The organism is Thermococcus aggregans, from assembly GCF_024022995.1.
GTDB classification, from domain to species: Archaea; Methanobacteriota_B; Thermococci; order Thermococcales; family Thermococcaceae; genus Thermococcus_A; species Thermococcus_A aggregans.
Genome location: NZ_CP099582.1, coordinates 218,805 through 233,407, shown reverse-complemented (window position 1 = coordinate 233,407; position 14,603 = coordinate 218,805). Strand labels below are relative to the sequence as shown.

Genomic DNA, 14,603 nt, shown 5'->3' with positions numbered 1-14,603 from the left:
TAAGCTTTTTATAATAACGTTTCGATTCTTGTTTGATACCCTAAGTGATCAATTTTGAGCAAAAGAACTATTGTAAGTGAACACCAACCCCCAATAGGTGAAGGACTTGGATGGAGAGAAAATTCAAGCAATGCGACAGGAGATTGTGGAAGGCCATATAGAAAAAACAATGCTCAAGTTAGCTTACCCCTTAATAATCAACAATATGGTTCAAGTTCTTTACAACCTTACAGATACGTTTTGGTTGGGAAAACTGGGCACAGAAGAGCTCTCTGCCCCGGGAACAGCGTGGCCTCTTGTGTGGTTTTTCATGAGCATTGGAATGGGGTTTGCAACCGCGGGATTTGCATTTGTGAGTCAATATGTCGGGGCGAAAGACTATGAAAAAGCCAATCGTGCTGCTGGTGCACTGTATTCCCTCATGATGATTTTTTCAGTTTTTGTTGCGATATTTGGTTTGATAATAGCTCCCTTCGCACTTAATTTCATGAAAGTTACACCCGAAGTTTATCCCTATGCTCTTAATTATGTTAGAGTGATATTTGTTGGAATTCCGTTCTCATTTACCTTATTTGCATTCAACTTTCTCCTTAGAGCAGTTGGGGACACTAGAACTCCCGTAAAAATCAACATGTTCACGGTTTTCCTTAATATTATCCTTGATCCTCTCTTAATTTTTGGATGGTTTGGTTTTCCGGAATTTGGAGTTATAGGTGCTGCTGTAGCAACCATGTTATCTAACAGTGTTGGCTCATTGATTGGAGGTTATCTACTTTTTAAGGGAAAGGTAGGAATACATTTGACTCTCGAGAATCTTAAGCCTGATTGGGACTTTTATAAGCGTATTTTCAGAGTAGGATTGCCCGCGAGTGTAGGCTCTTCCACGGATGCTTTTGGCTTTGTCGTGCTTACGAGGATAATCTATGCCTACGGAACTGTTGCCTTTGCGACCTACACCATAGGGAATCGTCTCACCAACTTCATGTTTGCCATAGCGGATGGAATAAGCATGGCCATGGGGACCATGGTAGGGCAGAACGTTGGTGCTGAGAATTACGAGAGGGCAAAGAAGATTGCTGAGAGAGCCATGCTTACCAATTTAGTCGTACTGGGGATTGGAACGATAATGGTAGTTGTGTTTAGAGCTCAGATATTTGGATTTTTTATTAAAGATGAGAGAGTTTTAGCCGAGAGCGTTAAGTTTGTTAGATATTTTGCATTTTCTTTACCATTCTTTGGTATTTTTTCTGCTGTAATCAACGTTTTCCAGAGCTCGGGTCACACAAAGAAAAGCATGATACTTGGCATGATAAGATTGTGGATGCTTAGAATTCCTCTTGCGTATTACCTTGGTAAACTACTAGCAGATACAATAGGCGTATGGTTTGGAATGGGTCTAAGTAACTTTTTAGCAGCATTAATAGGTTTTGCGTGGTTCCTAAAGGGTTCATGGATGAAGCGGATAATAGACCATTAATTTTATATATTAACGTTTCGACAACTATTTTACTATGGTTCGAGTAGACAAAATGAGAGAAGAAATCCTAGAGGGGGACATAGAAAAGACTCTTTTCAGGTTAGCTTGGCCTTTAATCCTTAATAATCTTGTGCAAGTGCTGTACAATATAACTGATACATTTTGGCTTGGAAAAATTGGGAGAGAGGCTTTATCAGCTCCAGGAGTTTCTTGGCCCTTAATTGGAACTCTTATGAACTTGGGTCAAGGATTCGCTGTTGCAGGATTTGCATTTGTAGGTCAATATGTGGGGGCAAAGCTTTATGAGAAGGCTAATCGGGCTGCTGGGGCTTTGTACTCTCTGCTCTTGCTTTTTGCATCCATTACTGCAGTTATTGGCTTCATTATAACTCCTAAAGCTTTGGAGTTTATGAAGGTTACACCGAATGTATATCCTTATGCCCTCACATATGTAAGAATAATTTTTGTAGGTATCCCCTTCTCTTTTATTGGGTTCGCGTTCAGTGCCCTTATGAGAGCCGCGGGAGATACTAGGACTCCAGTAAAGATTAATATGTTTACAGTCTTTCTGAATGTTATTCTGGACCCAATTTTGATATTTGGACTTTTTGGACTTCCCAAACTTGGTGTTGCAGGTGCAGCGATAGCAACTGTTCTTTCGAATACCTTGGGTTCAATAATTGGAACTTACCTCCTCTTCACGGGGAGAACCCCCGTACAATTATCACTAAGAGACCTTAAACCGGATTTTGACTTTTACAAGCGTATATTTAAAGTGGGCCTGCCTGCTGGAGTAGGTCAATCTGCAAACAGCTTTGGTTTTGTTATCTTAACTCGTATAATATTCGGCTTTGGTGATGTTACATATGCTGCTTATACAATCACAACTCGCCTTGTGAACTTTCTCACGAGCATTTCCAGAGGGATAAGTATGGCGATGGGAACTATGATTGCCCAAAACGTAGGGGCTGAGAATTATGAGAGAGCAAAGAAGATTGCCGAGAGAACAATGATAGTCAATGTGATTATAGCAACCACTGCAGTTGTGGTAATAGGTGTTTTAAGGGTTCCGATATTTAGGATTTTTCTTGATGATGACGCAGTGATAAAAGAAAGTGCCATTGTTTGGAAGTATTTTCTCACATCTGTTCCTTTCTTCAATGGTATTTTTGTTGTTGTGAATAACGTTTTCAGAGCCTCAGGGCATACAAAGAAGAGCATGATGCTTGGAATTCTGAGGCTCTGGGGGTTGAGGATTCCCTTTAGCTATATCTTGGGCTACTTGATTTTTGGGTCTTCGATAGGAGTTTTTCTTGGGATGGGCCTTAGTAATGCGATTGCCGGGCTCTTTGCTCTTGCTTGGTTTTTGAGGGGTACGTGGATGAGGAGGATAATAGATTAAACTTCCAAAATATTTATATCTTGAGCAAGTTTCTATATAGATCGGGTGTTTGGTATGGAGTTCAGGAAGATACAGTTCACTGGAAGAAGCTCATACATAATTTCACTTCCAAAGAAGTGGGTTAAGAAAAATAATCTGAAGCAGGGGGATGCTGTCCCAATAGTTATTAATCCCGACGGATCCCTGCTAATACTACCCAAAGAGCCCAAAGAGATTAGCGAAAGTAAAGAACTCATAATTTCCAAAGATATTTCGCCGGATATGGCAGTAAGGTTGCTGATTTCCGCATACATACAAGGATATGACATCATCGATGTGAAGTTTATGGAGGATATGCCCCTCTATAAGGTAAAGATAAGGGGAACGATTCAAACTCTTCCAGGATTGGAAATAATTTTAGAAGAACCTCTTAGAATTACAAGCAAAAGCCTATTGGCAGATGAGGAAGTCAACTTAAGGGAGATAATAGAAAGGTTAACGTCCATCCTGATTTCGATGATAGAGGATCTAATGCTTATAAGGGAGTTTGAGAAGAAAGAAGTCCTTAAGGATATCAATGGGCTTGAAAACGAGCTGGATCGCTTTTATTTCTTAACCCTGAGGGCAGTAAACAAAATCCTCTCGGGGGGCAGCATAGTAAAGGATGGTGGATTGATTAAGAGGAACTTCGATCTTCTGGGAATTCTGTTTATAGTGCGTAACATTGAAAGAATAGGGGATCATATGGTTAGAATTGCCGAAAACTTCGATCCGGATTTGGATATTGCGTACTTAAAGGAGATAGTGCAGAAAGTCATGGTTCAAATAACCCAGAAAGACCTAAAGAAGATTGATAAGATAATGCTTGAGCTAAAAGCACACATAAAGTCCATCGATTACAGAAAATCCATTGCCATGGATAGCTATCGTAGAATACTTGAATACCTTGAAAACATAGGAGAGACTATAATAAACATGAGCCTAAGCTAGTCTTTTCGTTTCCACAATGCTTTTAACCTTTCGAAGGCATTAAGTGGTGGTGGTTCTAATGGTCGCAATTATTGTCCATGGTGGTGCGGGCACAATAAAAAATGAGGACAGGATCCCCAAAGTTCTTGAAGGTGTCAGAGAGGCCGTCTTGGCTGGGTGGAAAGAGCTAAAACGAGGCTCCGCCTTAGATGCTGTTGAAGAGGCCGTTAAAGTGTTAGAGGATAACCCAATATTTAATGCCGGGACGGGCAGTGTTTTTACTTTGGATGGGAGAGTTGAAATGGACGCTGCTATTATGCGCTCTAACCTTGAAGCAGGTGCCGTTGCTAGTATATGGGGGGTTAAAAACCCCATAAGCGTTGCAAGAAAAGTCATGGAGAAAACTGATCACGTTCTCCTTGTTGGAGAGGGAGCCATGAAGTTTGCCCGTTTGATGGGATTTGAAGAATACAATCCAGTGACTGAGGAAAGAATTGAACAATGGAAGAAACTTAAACAAAAACTCCTTGGAGAGGGAAGCATTCCACACTGGAAAAAGATTAGTGAGCTGATAAAGGAATACCCCGAAGTCTTAAGGAGTACCGTTGGAGCAGTTGCTTTTGATGGAGAAGAGATAGTAGCTGGAACCTCCACAGGCGGAGTCTTTTTGAAAATGTTTGGAAGGGTTGGCGATACTCCAATAATTGGAGCGGGAACTTATGCAAACGAATTCGCAGGAGCTTCGTGCACTGGGCTTGGCGAAGTTGCTATAAAGCTCTCTCTTGCAAAAACTGCCACAGATTTTGTTAGATTTGGGCTAAATGCACAAAAAGCCAGTGAAGCTGCCATAGAGCTTGCGACAAAATATTTTGGAAAGGACAACATGGGAATAATTATGGTTGATAGGGATGGTAATGTAGGATTTGCCAAAAACACCAAGCACATGAGCGTTGCCTATATGAAAGATGGCATGGAGGACCCGAGAGTAGAGATCTAGGGGGCCAAGAATGAAAAGAAAGGACTTGTGGCTTCTTCATTTTTCAGCACTTTTCTTTTTCTTAGGCTACATCCTAGTGGCACCTCTAATCTCTCCCCTTGCAATAGCTTTTGGTGCTAGTCCATTTTTGGTCGGCATTATAGCTTCTGTGTCATCAATATTTGCCTTCGTACTGAAACCCGTAGGGGGCATCTTGGGGGATAAAGGAAAAAGTTTCGAAGCGATGATGATAGGCACAATTCTTGGGGCTCTTGCAGGCGGGTTCTACCTTCTCTCATTTTTCATGCGAAGCTTGGTTATCTTTGCCGTGGGAAGGGTAGTACATGGGATAGCATCGGCATTTTTCTTCCCATCTTCCCTCTCGACAGCAATAAACTTAGCACCTAAGGGGAGAGTTGGGGAGACTTTAGGATGGAGAGGAACAATGTTTTCCCTAAGCCAGCTTATTGGCCCGGCTATGGGGGGATTAGTTGCGGATTATTTTGGATTTCATTCTGCGTTTATCCTAGCAATTCTATTTTCGTTGGTCGGCTTTTCATTTGTTTCAACCGCATATAAAGAAGTTAGAACAAAGGTGAAGTTCAAAGAAAGTGAAGAAAAGAGTAGCTCTTACAAGGATATACTTAACTTGTATTTCGTAGGGGCTTCGATTTCGCTCTTTTTCATGGCCTTTGCATATAGTGGAATGTACACGTTTCTTCCGGCATATTACAAAATTGTGGGATTAGGCACAAGTGTTTTTGGAATATACGCAAGCATTATGGGCGGCTTTAGCCTTCTCACGAGGGTTTTTGGTGGGAGAGAAGCGGATAAAAGGGGGCCAATACCAGTTGCCTCTTTGGGATTGCTGCTAATAACCTCTGCATACCTTCTCTTAGTTTTATATCTCCTTCCTCCGAAAGCATACCTAAGTGCGGCTATTTTGGGAATGGGGTTTGGTTTAACTGTGCCTTCCCTTCAAATGCTCGCTTTAGCAAGTCTTCCCAAGAACATAAGGGGGATGGGCTCAAGCCTATACACGATGTTCTATGATTTAGGTTACCTCTCTGGACCTTTAGCCCTTGGGTATCTGGCTGAGATTGAAGGCTATGAATCTGTGTTTCCATACCTGCCGATGCTAACGTTTTTATCTCTACTTAACCTCATATTAGTCAGGGTATTCAGGAGGAAAAAAAGATGAAGATTAGGGTTTCATATGGAACCGCGGTTGTCTTGGGGCTTAAAAAAGGGAAAATGCTTGCAAAACCAACAACGGCTTATCTTATGGCATATTATGAAGGGAGATGTTTGAACAATTGTGCTTTTTGTGTCCAAGCTAGGGAGAGCAAATCGAATCTGGAAAAGCTCTCAAGGATAACTTGGCCTGCATTTGACTTGAAAGAAGTTTTAGAACGGTTAAAGACTTCAAGATTCGCAAGAATATGTCTGCAGACCGTGGATTATCCAGACCTAAAAGAAGATGTCATGAAGATTCTAAGGGCGTTTTACTCTCTGGGTTTTCCTATTTCCCTTTCGATAACTCCAGTGGACAAAAAGTCTCTCAAGGAGTTTCAAAGATGGGGAGTGGATTATATTGGTGTTGGAATAGATGCGGCATCTGAAAGGGTGTATAACCAAGTAAAGGACTCCATGTACTCATGGGAGGAAATGTGGAAGTTCGTTGATGAAGTCATTAATGTCTTTGGTGAAGGAAAAGCGTTTGTTCACTTTATCTTCGGGTTGGGGGAGAGCGAAGAAGAATTTTTGCAGGCGGTTCAAAGGGCATATGATTCAAAAGCCAAAGTTTCGATTTTTGCATTTACTCCGGTTAAAGGGACTAGATTAGAAAACAAAACCCCTCCAGATCCTAAAAGGTACAGGCTGATGCAGATTGGAGTTTATTTGATTGAAAACAAAATAGCAAGGGTGGAAGAGTTTAAGTTTGATAACGGAAAACTTGTAGACTTCGGCCTTTCTAGAGAGGAGCTTTTGAAAGTTCTTGACGAGAGCGTCTTCATGACTCACGGTTGCCCTGGATGCAATCGGCCTTATTACAATGAGAAGCCCAGCAAAGAACCATACAATTTTCCAGTAAGACCTGAAAAAAGACAGTTTGAGAAGATATTAGGGGAGTTATTCCAAGAGTGACCCTACAATTTCTTTGAGCTCCTTTGATCTTATATTCTTGCTTAGAAGCTGTGCTTCTGTTAAATTACCCCTTGCAAAGCTATCTAGTGCCATCACAAACATTTGGAGGTCTTTATTGGAGAGTGATTGCGGAATCGAAATATCCAGCTAGTCTTGAGCGAGTCAATTTTATCATTCTTCTTGATTATTGCGAAGACATTTTTTAGTCTTTCAACCCCAAGCGAAAACATCTCCTCATCTGAGGCATTTAGAAGTGCCCTAATTGCGCATTTTATAGCACCGCTGTAGTTACCCTCTTCTATAAACGCCTCTACCAGACCAAAACAGGCTTCAAAATAAATCCAGGGATAAAAGCCTTTTGAGAGGTGCATTACCTCTTCGAATTTCTTTTTTGCGACATCAATTTTTTGTTTGTTTAATGCTATGTAGGCCTCTTTGAAGAGAGATGCTATAACGTCTTCTCTTTTTGCCATGTTTTACTCCTCTTTTAAACTCTTTTTAAAAGCCTCTTCAAATTCTTTCCACACTTCGTTCCAGTCTTTTTCTACCCGCCACTTTCGTTTAAACGAATTCAGGAGCACTCTGAGGTCTCTCTCCAAGTAGTATTTGGCGTCTGGAAAGGCAGTTGTGAGATATTGGGGCCAATCTATTATTAGTATGTCCCCATCCTTTTTAAGGACTATGTTATAGAGGCTCATATCGGAGTGTATTATTCCAAACTCGACTATCTTCTTGTACTCCTCTAGAACTTTGTCCAATATCTCTGCTGCTTCTTCTTTTGTTAAATCAGTGTCTGTAAGCTCTACCAGCTCAACTCCTTCTATAAATTCCATAACGATCGCATGTCTGTTCCATGCAATAGGCTTTGGAACCTTGGCTATTGGGCTCAAAAGTTGCAGTGCTTCGTACTCTCTTTGGGCAACAAGCCTTGAAATATAAAGCCACGATATGTGCCTTTTATCGACAAAATCGGGTCTGTAAAGTTTTATTCTCGTAAAGCTTGTTCTCCCTATTCGATTAAACTTGACTGCCACTTTCTCTTCATTTGGGGTTATCCCGACGTACACATCAGCCTCTTTCCCTACTCCAATCTGGGTTTGGCTTATTGCCTTAATTACTTCTTTTTGGGCAAATGCCCTTATTGCCAAGGCATCATATCCGTGTATCGTGAGCTGGTAGCCTATGTAGCCTATGTCGCTCCTTCTCCTAACGAGTCCCCAGTTATCGAGCTTTCCTAGACGATAGGATGCTGTTTCAATATCCACTCGGGCAAACTTGGCCACTACTTCAAGGGGTACCCATTCGTAATGACGCATATTAAGCTCTACCCCTCTGAGTACCCTGAAATCGAGATCTTTGAGGTTTGGATAGACCTCAAGTGCAAGAAGTTTGCTTACCATGGCTCTCACTCTGCTCTATGTTCTCTCCTTTTTATATTTAACTCTCCGATAATCTGGTAAATTTTCAATAAATTTTTAAACATTTGGTTCCTCACTTCAAAATATGCAGAAAAAACTCCTCTTATTGCTCTCCCTTGGCTGGATATTCAACTATGCCCACAGGATGGCTATTCCTCCTCTTATTCCGATAATCAAGGAGGAGTTTGCTATAACAAATGCACAAGCAGGACTGCTTATGACCTCTCTTCTTCTTCCTTACGCAATAATTCAGGTGCCTGCCGGTTATTTTGGAGATAAATTTGGAAGAAAAAAGCTCGTGGTTATCAGTATTCTTGGTTATTCCTTAGCAAGCTCATTAGCTATTTTTGCTCGGGAGTACTGGCATCTCGTAGGGATTAGGGCCCTATACGGTGTCTTCGCTGGCTTATACTATGCTCCTGCAACCGCTCTTATAAGTGAGATATACAGAGAAAGAAAGGGATCTGCGCTGGGTGTTTTCATGGTTGGGCCACCGATAGGAAGTGCCATTGCTCCGGCAATTGTTGTTCCGATAGCTTTGGCCTTAGAATGGAGGTACTCGTTTTTAGCCCTTTCACTTATGAGTCTGACTATTGGAATAGCACTTATGTTAGCAATCAAAGGGGAAGTAAAGCAAGTTGAACAACCAAAGTTCACAATACCTAAGAAGGTATTAGGTCTGAGCATCATGAACTTCATCGCTTTGGCAGCTTTCTTTGGAATATTAACTTTCCTTCCAGATTTCTTTGTAAACAAAGGCAGAAGTGTAGAAGAGGCTTCTTTTTATTTCTCCCTTCTCTCAATAGTAGGGATTTTTGGTTCTATCGGTGGGGGGAGAATATATGATAAGGTTGGAAAAGCTAGCCTTTTGTCTGTTCTTGCGTTTAATGCCCTTCTGTCTTTTCTGTTGGTGAAAACAGCTTATCCTTTTCTGGTTTTGTTATTGGGGTTGTTCTTTTACTCCGTTGGCCCTATAGTAACTGCTTACACAAGTGAGCACGCAAGCGAAGAAAATCTTGGCACAGTTATGGGTTTTGTAAACATGATGGGCTTTTTTGGAGCAACTGCTGGCCCATATTTCATTGGCATTTTAATAGATAGGATAGGTTATGAAGTGGCATTTTATTCAATTTCTGGGATGTATCTTTTGAGTTTATTAATATTGGCGCAAGAGCAGAGATCAGAAAATAAAAAGAGAGGTTAAAGCATCTGTCCAAAGCTCTCGAAGGACTCTGACGAAATTCTCTCCCTCGCTATCTTTTCTGCAGTTCTTCTCCTGACCCTGTCCTCGACTTCCTCTGGCTTTCCGAAGAATATTGCCTCTGCTGGACACATCTCCTTACATGCCGGCTCCATTCCAAGCTCGCGCCTGTCTGCACACATATCACACTTTGTAATGGCCCTCACTTCCACGTTGAAGCTAGGAACACCAAAGGGACACACCGCAAGGCACATGAAACATCCAATGCACCTCTGGGGGTCCACGATAACAGCGCCGTCGTTGTCTCTCGAAATGGCGCCGACGGGGCATATCTCCATACACGGGGCCTTTTCACAGTGGCGACAGTTTATCGGGATTGGGAGACCGCTCATTGTGTAGTATATCCTTATGTTTGGCTTTCCGTGGTGGAGGAACTCACAGACCCCCTGGCAGGTCTCACACCCTATACAGAGGCTGTAGTCAACGTGGAGTATCCTCCTCATTTTCTCACCTCCATAAGCCAGTGGTGCATGCTTTCGGCCGCCAAAAGGCCGTCCAAAACGGCCCTCCCAACCTTCGAGGGGCCGGTGGCAACGTCGCCGGCGGCAAAAACTCCCTCTATGCTCGTCATGTGCCTTGAGTCCACTATTATCCTGCCCTTCTTGTCAACGGCAATTTCAGCCCCCTTGGGTGGGGTCGGCCTCTGGCCCACGGCGAAGATTACGTAGTCAACGTCTATCTGGAAGTTCGAACCCTCTATGGGTATGGGCCTCCTCCTGCCGGTCTCGTCGGGTTCGCTCAGTTTGCACTTCTGGAGCTCAATGGCCTTCACCTTACCGTTCTCGCCGATTATGCGAACCGGGACGGTCAGCTCAAGCCACTTGACGCCCCTCTTCTGGAGGAGGTTAATCTCGTATGCTCCGGCAGGGGCCTCCCTTATTGTCCTCCTGTAGCTCATGTAGACCTTTTCAGCGCCGAGGAGCAGGCTCTCCATTGCGGCATCAACTGCAGTGTGGCCAGCTCCAATCACCATAACCCGCTTTCCTTCAATGGGAACGACCTCGCTCCAGTCCAGGTGGCCGAGTTTGGCGCTCTTTATCCTGAACAGGTAACCCAGCGCCGGGTAAACGCCCTCAAGCTCGACGCCTTCTATGTCGGGGATGAATGACTTCCACGTTCCCGTTGCGATTAGAACCGCGTCGTAGTTTTGGACGAGCTCGTTGAAGTCCACGACGTTCTTGACGAAGTCGTCTCCCTCTTCTTCCTCGTCCCCAAAGCTTACCTTGGTGTTTGGGTAGAACTTGACTTCAAAGACGTTCTCGAGCTCCTTGTAGCCCTCTCTGACGCGGTAGATGGGGATTCTGAACTCGGGGATTCCGAAGAGCATCAGTCCTCCAGGCTCTGGGAGCTTGTCGTAAACGTGGACATCGTGGCCGTGGCAGACGAGATAGCCCGCGGCGCTGAGGCCAGCCGGCCCCGCACCGATGATGGCGACCTTCTTTCCAGTAGGATTTGGCTTTTCTCTACACAGGAATGCAAATCTCATTCCGCTCATCTTACCACCTCCTTAACCAGCATCTTGTCAAGGTTTTTGACCGTTGGAAGGGCTCCTTTCATCTCCAATAACTTCGGAAGATGGTGTGAGAGGAAGTCCTCAGGGTCATACAAAATACGAAAGTCGTCCATACCACCAAACACTTCAGGGTGGAGGGTGTCAATCGAGTCCGAAAGCCACAGCATTACGTCGTAGCCCTTCTCGGCAAGGGGTTCGAAGACGTTTTCAGCCGCATCGGCCAGCAGTTCGACCTTGTCTCCCTCCCTGAGTATTACCAGCAGGGTGTCCCTTACCTGTGCAACTGCAAGCAGGTTGTCCCCGTAGTGCCTTTTAAGAAGTTCAAGGGGCATTTCACTTCCCTCCAAGGACGTTTATGGCCGCCTGTATGTACCCTTCGACGTCGAGGGCCTGCACTGTAGCGGGGTCAATTACTTTTTCGAGTATCAGCGGCGAGAGGATTCCAATCGCAAGGCACAGCACGGCCAGCAACAGCAGCACTGCCACCATGCTCTTGGGCTCTTTTGCGGCAATGTTGTTCTCGGCCTTTTTAATCCAGAGCCAGTAGAGCATCTTCATGTAACTTACCAGTGCAAAGACGCTTGAGAGCACCAGGACAACTACAAGGGCCACGCTCTTCTCCAGGTAGGCGTAGTAGAGCACGAGCTTGCTGAAGAACACGTTGGTCGGAGGAAGGCCGACGAGGGATATTGTCGCTATGGCGAGGCTTGCAGTGGTGAGGGGCATCTTCTTGCCGAGTCCCGCGAGATCCTGGAGTTTTCTGCTTCCGGCCTCGTGGATGAAGACACCAACGGCAAGGAATAGGAGCGCCTTACCCAGCGAGTGGTTGAGCATGTGGAAGGTCATCGCCTTGGTTCCGAGTTCAGTCCGCAGACCTACCGCCATTGCGAGGTACCCCATGTGGAGGATCGTGGAGTAGGCGACAATCCTCTTAACGTCGTCGTGTGCGGTCATTGCCAGGGAAGCCAGCAGGGCGGATACTGCACCCAGCCCTATCAGCACCGTCGAGACGACTCTCACGGCATTTTCGAATTCTGGAACTCCCGTGAACAGCCAGATGAACCTTGCCAGACCGTAAATTCCTGCGTTGACCACAAGGCCACTCAGGACTGCCGATATCGGGGACGGTGCTGAGGAGTGTGCCCCCGGAAGCCAGAAATGGTTGGGCATAATTGCTGCCTTTATTGTGAAGGCCCAAGTTATGAGCGCCATTGCAAGGGCGAAGGCCATCAGGAGGTTGCCAGAAGCTTCTGACACCGGGAACGGGTAGCCCCTGGCTTTCGCCGCGAGGTCTGCGAAGTTCACAGTGCCGAAGCCGTAGTAGAGCACGCCGAGCGCCAGGAAGTAGAAGGTCGTTCCGATGGAGCTTATGATGGCGTACCTGACACCGGAGTAGGCAGGGTAGCCTTCCTCCGTGTAGAACATAACAAGTCCGTAGGCAGCGACTGCGGTAACTTCGAGCATTACGAAGAGGTTGAACGCGTCTCCGGTGAGGAAGATTCCCAGCAGTCCCGCCTCCAGCCCAAGGTAGAGGGTGTAGTACCACTCGACACCGGTCTCGCGCTCAAGGTACCTGACCGAGTAGAACGTTATTATGAACATGAGGAACGACGTCGTGAGTGCCAGGAGTGCCCCGAACTTGTCCACCTCGTATATTATGCCTATCGGGGCCTTCCACCCGCCGAAGGTGTAAATCAGCGGCTTTTCTGAGGAGTACGCCGCCCTGAAGATGTCCAAGCTTAATATGAACGTTAGACCCGTGACTATCATGGCGTAGGCGTTGACGAACTTCCTGTTGCCCTTAAGTATCTGGGATAAGACGGGGAGCGCGAACGCAAACGCCATTGGAATCGTGGGGAGTATCAGTGCGTTCATCTGGATCACCCCTCAAAAATCCTCTTCGCGTGTTTTTCGAACTCCTCAAGGATTTCCTTCCTGGCCTCGTCTGGCTCTCTCGTCTTCACGTCTATCCAGTTGACGTAGGCGTATTCCTCGTCCATGTACACCGTTACGGTGCCTGGGGTGTTCGTTATCGAGTTGGCGACCAGGAACTTGGCGTACTCGTCCTTCACGGTGATGGGGACCTTGATGATGCCCGGGTTCGTCTCGCCGGATATTATGCGCTTTATGACGTCCAGGTGGGCCTTGAGCTCGATCACCGTGATGTACTTGATGAAGTAGGCCACCATGGCAACCCATCTTGCCGGGTTGAGGGCTTTCTTGGGGTTTTTCACGAGGTATTTACCGAAGAGCAGGCCCGCAATGACCGCTGTTACTGCCCCCGTTGCGATGTCGTACAGAGTGGCCGAGCCGGTTATTATGATGTACAGTATGAACGCGAGCAGGGTCACCGGCAGGAACCTCATTCCTCCCACCTCGCGAGCTTTCTAACGTCCACGGTGCCGTACTTCCTCTGGATATGGATAGCACCGTAGGCCATGAGCACGGTTATTGCCAGGCCAATGACTATCGCGGTGATGGTGAGGGCCTGCGGAAGCGGGTCAACGGCCCCCCTAACGAGCTCCTCAACGCCCTTCTGCGAGTAGTCTGTGAGCACCGGAGGGAGGGGCCTCTCGACGGCGCGGTAGCCGAGCAGTATGACGGCCACGTTGATGATGTCGGAGAATATGCCGAGGCAGATTATCTTCTTCACGAGGTTTGGCCTCACGGCTACGCCGTAGAGTGAGATTACGATGATCGCGGCTATGCTGCTCACTATCAGCGCGAGGGCAAACGTCATGCTTCGCTCCCCCCCTCAGGGTTTGAAAGGAGCAGGAATATTATCGTGAACCCTGCTCCAACCGCCAGGAACTCCGCCATGTTGAAGAGGGACAGGCTTCCGCTGACGAGCATTCCGTGGAGCTCCTTCGGGTACACCGGCAGGTTCTGCATGAAGTAGCCTCCCGCGAGGAGGGGGTAGAACGCGACGATGGCTATTGTGAGGAGGCCTATCGTCCTAATGACGAGGGCCCTCTCCTTGGTGAGCCCAGCCTTCTCAAGGGCCTTCTTGGAGAACGCAACTATCACCAGCAGGGGCACCACGGCGAGCATTGAACCGCCCTGGAAGCCACCTCCGGGCGTTATGTGTCCGTGGAACGCGGTCGTGGCGGCCGCTACGAAGGTAATGAGTCCGACTATCTTCACTCCGGTTCTGGTGATGTCGGTGAAGCCGCGCGGGTGGAAGCTCACGCTGGGCATGTTCCTGAAGATTGAGACCGCGCCGATTATTGCCATGAACAGGACGGCGGTCTCAAAGTACGTGTCAAGGCCCCTGTAGTCCCAGAGGATTGCAGTTATGACTTCGGGCGAACCGGCGGAGTGCTCCCCGAAGTAGCTGTTTCTGATGTAAAACTCACCAAGCGCGTTCAGCTCCGTCTTGGGGACCAGGTGTGGGGAGAGGTAGTACGCCCCCGCTATGACCGCCAGCATGATGAGGGAGAGCGTGATGACCTTCCTCACT

The 14,603-nt window shown here is 46.3% G+C and carries 16 protein-coding genes; 7 read left to right on the top strand and 9 right to left on the bottom strand.

Annotation, left to right across the window (positions count from 1 at the left end; genetic code table 11):
- The first annotated feature begins 106 nt into the window (after positions 1 to 106).
- Genes NF865_RS01430 through lipS2 form a run of 6 tightly spaced genes read left to right on the top strand, consistent with a single transcriptional unit; the run spans position 107 to position 6,951 of the window.
- Complete coding sequence (locus NF865_RS01430) at positions 107 to 1,477, top strand: MATE family efflux transporter (RefSeq protein WP_253304852.1); 1,371 nt, start codon at positions 107 to 109, stop codon at positions 1,475 to 1,477.
- 34 nt (positions 1,478 to 1,511) lie between these two features.
- Positions 1,512 to 2,879 (top strand): MATE family efflux transporter, encoded by a 1,368-nt coding sequence (locus tag NF865_RS01425; RefSeq protein WP_253304851.1) that lies wholly within the window; start codon positions 1,512 to 1,514, stop codon positions 2,877 to 2,879.
- Positions 2,880 to 2,933: 54 nt separating this feature from the next.
- Positions 2,934 to 3,848 (top strand): phosphate signaling complex PhoU family protein, encoded by a 915-nt coding sequence (locus tag NF865_RS01420; protein ID WP_253304850.1) that lies wholly within the window; start codon positions 2,934 to 2,936, stop codon positions 3,846 to 3,848.
- A 58-nt stretch (positions 3,849 to 3,906) separates the two neighbouring features.
- On the top strand, positions 3,907 to 4,824 hold the full coding sequence (locus tag NF865_RS01415) for an isoaspartyl peptidase/L-asparaginase family protein (protein WP_253305700.1): 918 nt from the start codon (positions 3,907 to 3,909) through the stop codon (positions 4,822 to 4,824).
- Positions 4,825 to 4,834: 10 nt separating this feature from the next.
- Complete coding sequence (locus NF865_RS01410) at positions 4,835 to 6,004, top strand: MFS transporter (protein WP_253304849.1); 1,170 nt, start codon at positions 4,835 to 4,837, stop codon at positions 6,002 to 6,004.
- Positions 6,001 to 6,951, top strand: a complete 951-nt coding sequence (gene lipS2, locus NF865_RS01405; RefSeq protein WP_253304848.1) for a LipS2 family lipoyl synthase — start codon at positions 6,001 to 6,003, stop codon at positions 6,949 to 6,951. The genes NF865_RS01410 and lipS2 overlap by 4 nt, the downstream gene beginning before the upstream one ends.
- Before the next feature lie 92 nt (positions 6,952 to 7,043).
- Here the strand turns inward: lipS2 and NF865_RS01400 are convergent, their stop codons facing one another.
- Both NF865_RS01400 and NF865_RS01395 read right to left on the bottom strand, forming a co-directional pair.
- Positions 7,044 to 7,424: a hypothetical protein gene (locus tag NF865_RS01400; RefSeq protein ID WP_253304847.1), complete on the bottom strand. Its 381-nt coding sequence runs from the start codon at positions 7,422 to 7,424 to the stop codon at positions 7,044 to 7,046.
- Between the two features lie 3 nt (positions 7,425 to 7,427).
- Complete coding sequence (locus NF865_RS01395; protein ID WP_253305699.1) at positions 7,428 to 8,351, bottom strand: serine/threonine-protein kinase RIO2; 924 nt, start codon at positions 8,349 to 8,351, stop codon at positions 7,428 to 7,430.
- A gap of 103 nt (positions 8,352 to 8,454) precedes the next feature.
- On the opposite strand from NF865_RS01395, the gene NF865_RS01390 reads away from it, so the two are divergent.
- Positions 8,455 to 9,573 (top strand): MFS transporter, encoded by a 1,119-nt coding sequence (locus tag NF865_RS01390; RefSeq protein ID WP_253304846.1) that lies wholly within the window; start codon positions 8,455 to 8,457, stop codon positions 9,571 to 9,573.
- Here the strand turns inward: NF865_RS01390 and NF865_RS01385 are convergent.
- Genes NF865_RS01385 through NF865_RS01355 form a run of 7 tightly spaced genes read right to left on the bottom strand, consistent with a single transcriptional unit; the run spans position 9,570 to position 14,602 of the window.
- On the bottom strand, positions 9,570 to 10,073 hold the full coding sequence (locus NF865_RS01385; RefSeq protein ID WP_253304845.1) for a 4Fe-4S dicluster domain-containing protein: 504 nt from the start codon (positions 10,071 to 10,073) through the stop codon (positions 9,570 to 9,572). The two genes, NF865_RS01390 and NF865_RS01385, sit on opposite strands and share 4 nt — an antisense overlap.
- Entirely contained in the window at positions 10,070 to 11,125 is a 1,056-nt protein-coding gene (locus NF865_RS01380) for an FAD-dependent oxidoreductase (RefSeq protein ID WP_253304844.1), read from the bottom strand. Before NF865_RS01380 ends, NF865_RS01385 begins: the two co-directional genes overlap by 4 nt.
- Positions 11,122 to 11,475: a hypothetical protein gene (locus NF865_RS01375; protein WP_253304843.1), complete on the bottom strand. Its 354-nt coding sequence runs from the start codon at positions 11,473 to 11,475 to the stop codon at positions 11,122 to 11,124. The genes NF865_RS01380 and NF865_RS01375 overlap by 4 nt, the downstream gene beginning before the upstream one ends.
- A 1-nt stretch (position 11,476) precedes the next feature.
- Entirely contained in the window at positions 11,477 to 13,018 is a 1,542-nt protein-coding gene (locus NF865_RS01370) for a proton-conducting transporter transmembrane domain-containing protein (protein ID WP_253304842.1), read from the bottom strand.
- Positions 13,019 to 13,023: 5 nt separating this feature from the next.
- Positions 13,024 to 13,509, bottom strand: coding sequence for a Na+/H+ antiporter subunit E (locus NF865_RS01365; RefSeq protein ID WP_253304841.1), 486 nt, complete (start codon positions 13,507 to 13,509; stop codon positions 13,024 to 13,026).
- Positions 13,506 to 13,883 (bottom strand): sodium:proton antiporter, encoded by a 378-nt coding sequence (locus tag NF865_RS01360; protein WP_253304840.1) that lies wholly within the window; start codon positions 13,881 to 13,883, stop codon positions 13,506 to 13,508. Before NF865_RS01360 ends, NF865_RS01365 begins: the two co-directional genes overlap by 4 nt.
- Complete coding sequence (locus tag NF865_RS01355) at positions 13,880 to 14,602, bottom strand: MnhB domain-containing protein (RefSeq protein ID WP_253304839.1); 723 nt, start codon at positions 14,600 to 14,602, stop codon at positions 13,880 to 13,882. The genes NF865_RS01360 and NF865_RS01355 overlap by 4 nt, the downstream gene beginning before the upstream one ends.
- Between the last annotated feature and the right edge of the window lies 1 nt (position 14,603).

Bases quoted from the DNA above. Each gene is read 5' to 3' on its own strand.
- NF865_RS01425 (WP_253304851.1), top strand. From the start codon at position 1,512: ATGGTTCGAGTAGACAAAATGAGAGAAGAAATCCTAGAGGGGGACATA.
- NF865_RS01420 (WP_253304850.1), top strand. From the start codon at position 2,934: ATGGAGTTCAGGAAGATACAGTTCACTGGAAGAAGCTCATACATAATT.
- NF865_RS01415 (WP_253305700.1), top strand. From the start codon at position 3,907: ATGGTCGCAATTATTGTCCATGGTGGTGCGGGCACAATAAAAAATGAG.
- NF865_RS01410 (WP_253304849.1), top strand. From the start codon at position 4,835: ATGAAAAGAAAGGACTTGTGGCTTCTTCATTTTTCAGCACTTTTCTTT.
- lipS2 (WP_253304848.1), top strand. From the start codon at position 6,001: ATGAAGATTAGGGTTTCATATGGAACCGCGGTTGTCTTGGGGCTTAAA.
- NF865_RS01400 (WP_253304847.1), bottom strand. From the start codon at position 7,424: ATGGCAAAAAGAGAAGACGTTATAGCATCTCTCTTCAAAGAGGCCTAC.
- NF865_RS01395 (WP_253305699.1), bottom strand. From the start codon at position 8,351: ATGGTAAGCAAACTTCTTGCACTTGAGGTCTATCCAAACCTCAAAGAT.
- NF865_RS01390 (WP_253304846.1), top strand. From the start codon at position 8,455: ATGCAGAAAAAACTCCTCTTATTGCTCTCCCTTGGCTGGATATTCAAC.
- NF865_RS01385 (WP_253304845.1), bottom strand. From the start codon at position 10,073: ATGAGGAGGATACTCCACGTTGACTACAGCCTCTGTATAGGGTGTGAG.
- NF865_RS01380 (WP_253304844.1), bottom strand. From the start codon at position 11,125: ATGAGCGGAATGAGATTTGCATTCCTGTGTAGAGAAAAGCCAAATCCT.
- NF865_RS01375 (WP_253304843.1), bottom strand. From the start codon at position 11,475: ATGCCCCTTGAACTTCTTAAAAGGCACTACGGGGACAACCTGCTTGCA.
- NF865_RS01370 (WP_253304842.1), bottom strand. From the start codon at position 13,018: ATGAACGCACTGATACTCCCCACGATTCCAATGGCGTTTGCGTTCGCG.
- NF865_RS01365 (WP_253304841.1), bottom strand. From the start codon at position 13,509: ATGAGGTTCCTGCCGGTGACCCTGCTCGCGTTCATACTGTACATCATA.
- NF865_RS01360 (WP_253304840.1), bottom strand. From the start codon at position 13,883: ATGACGTTTGCCCTCGCGCTGATAGTGAGCAGCATAGCCGCGATCATC.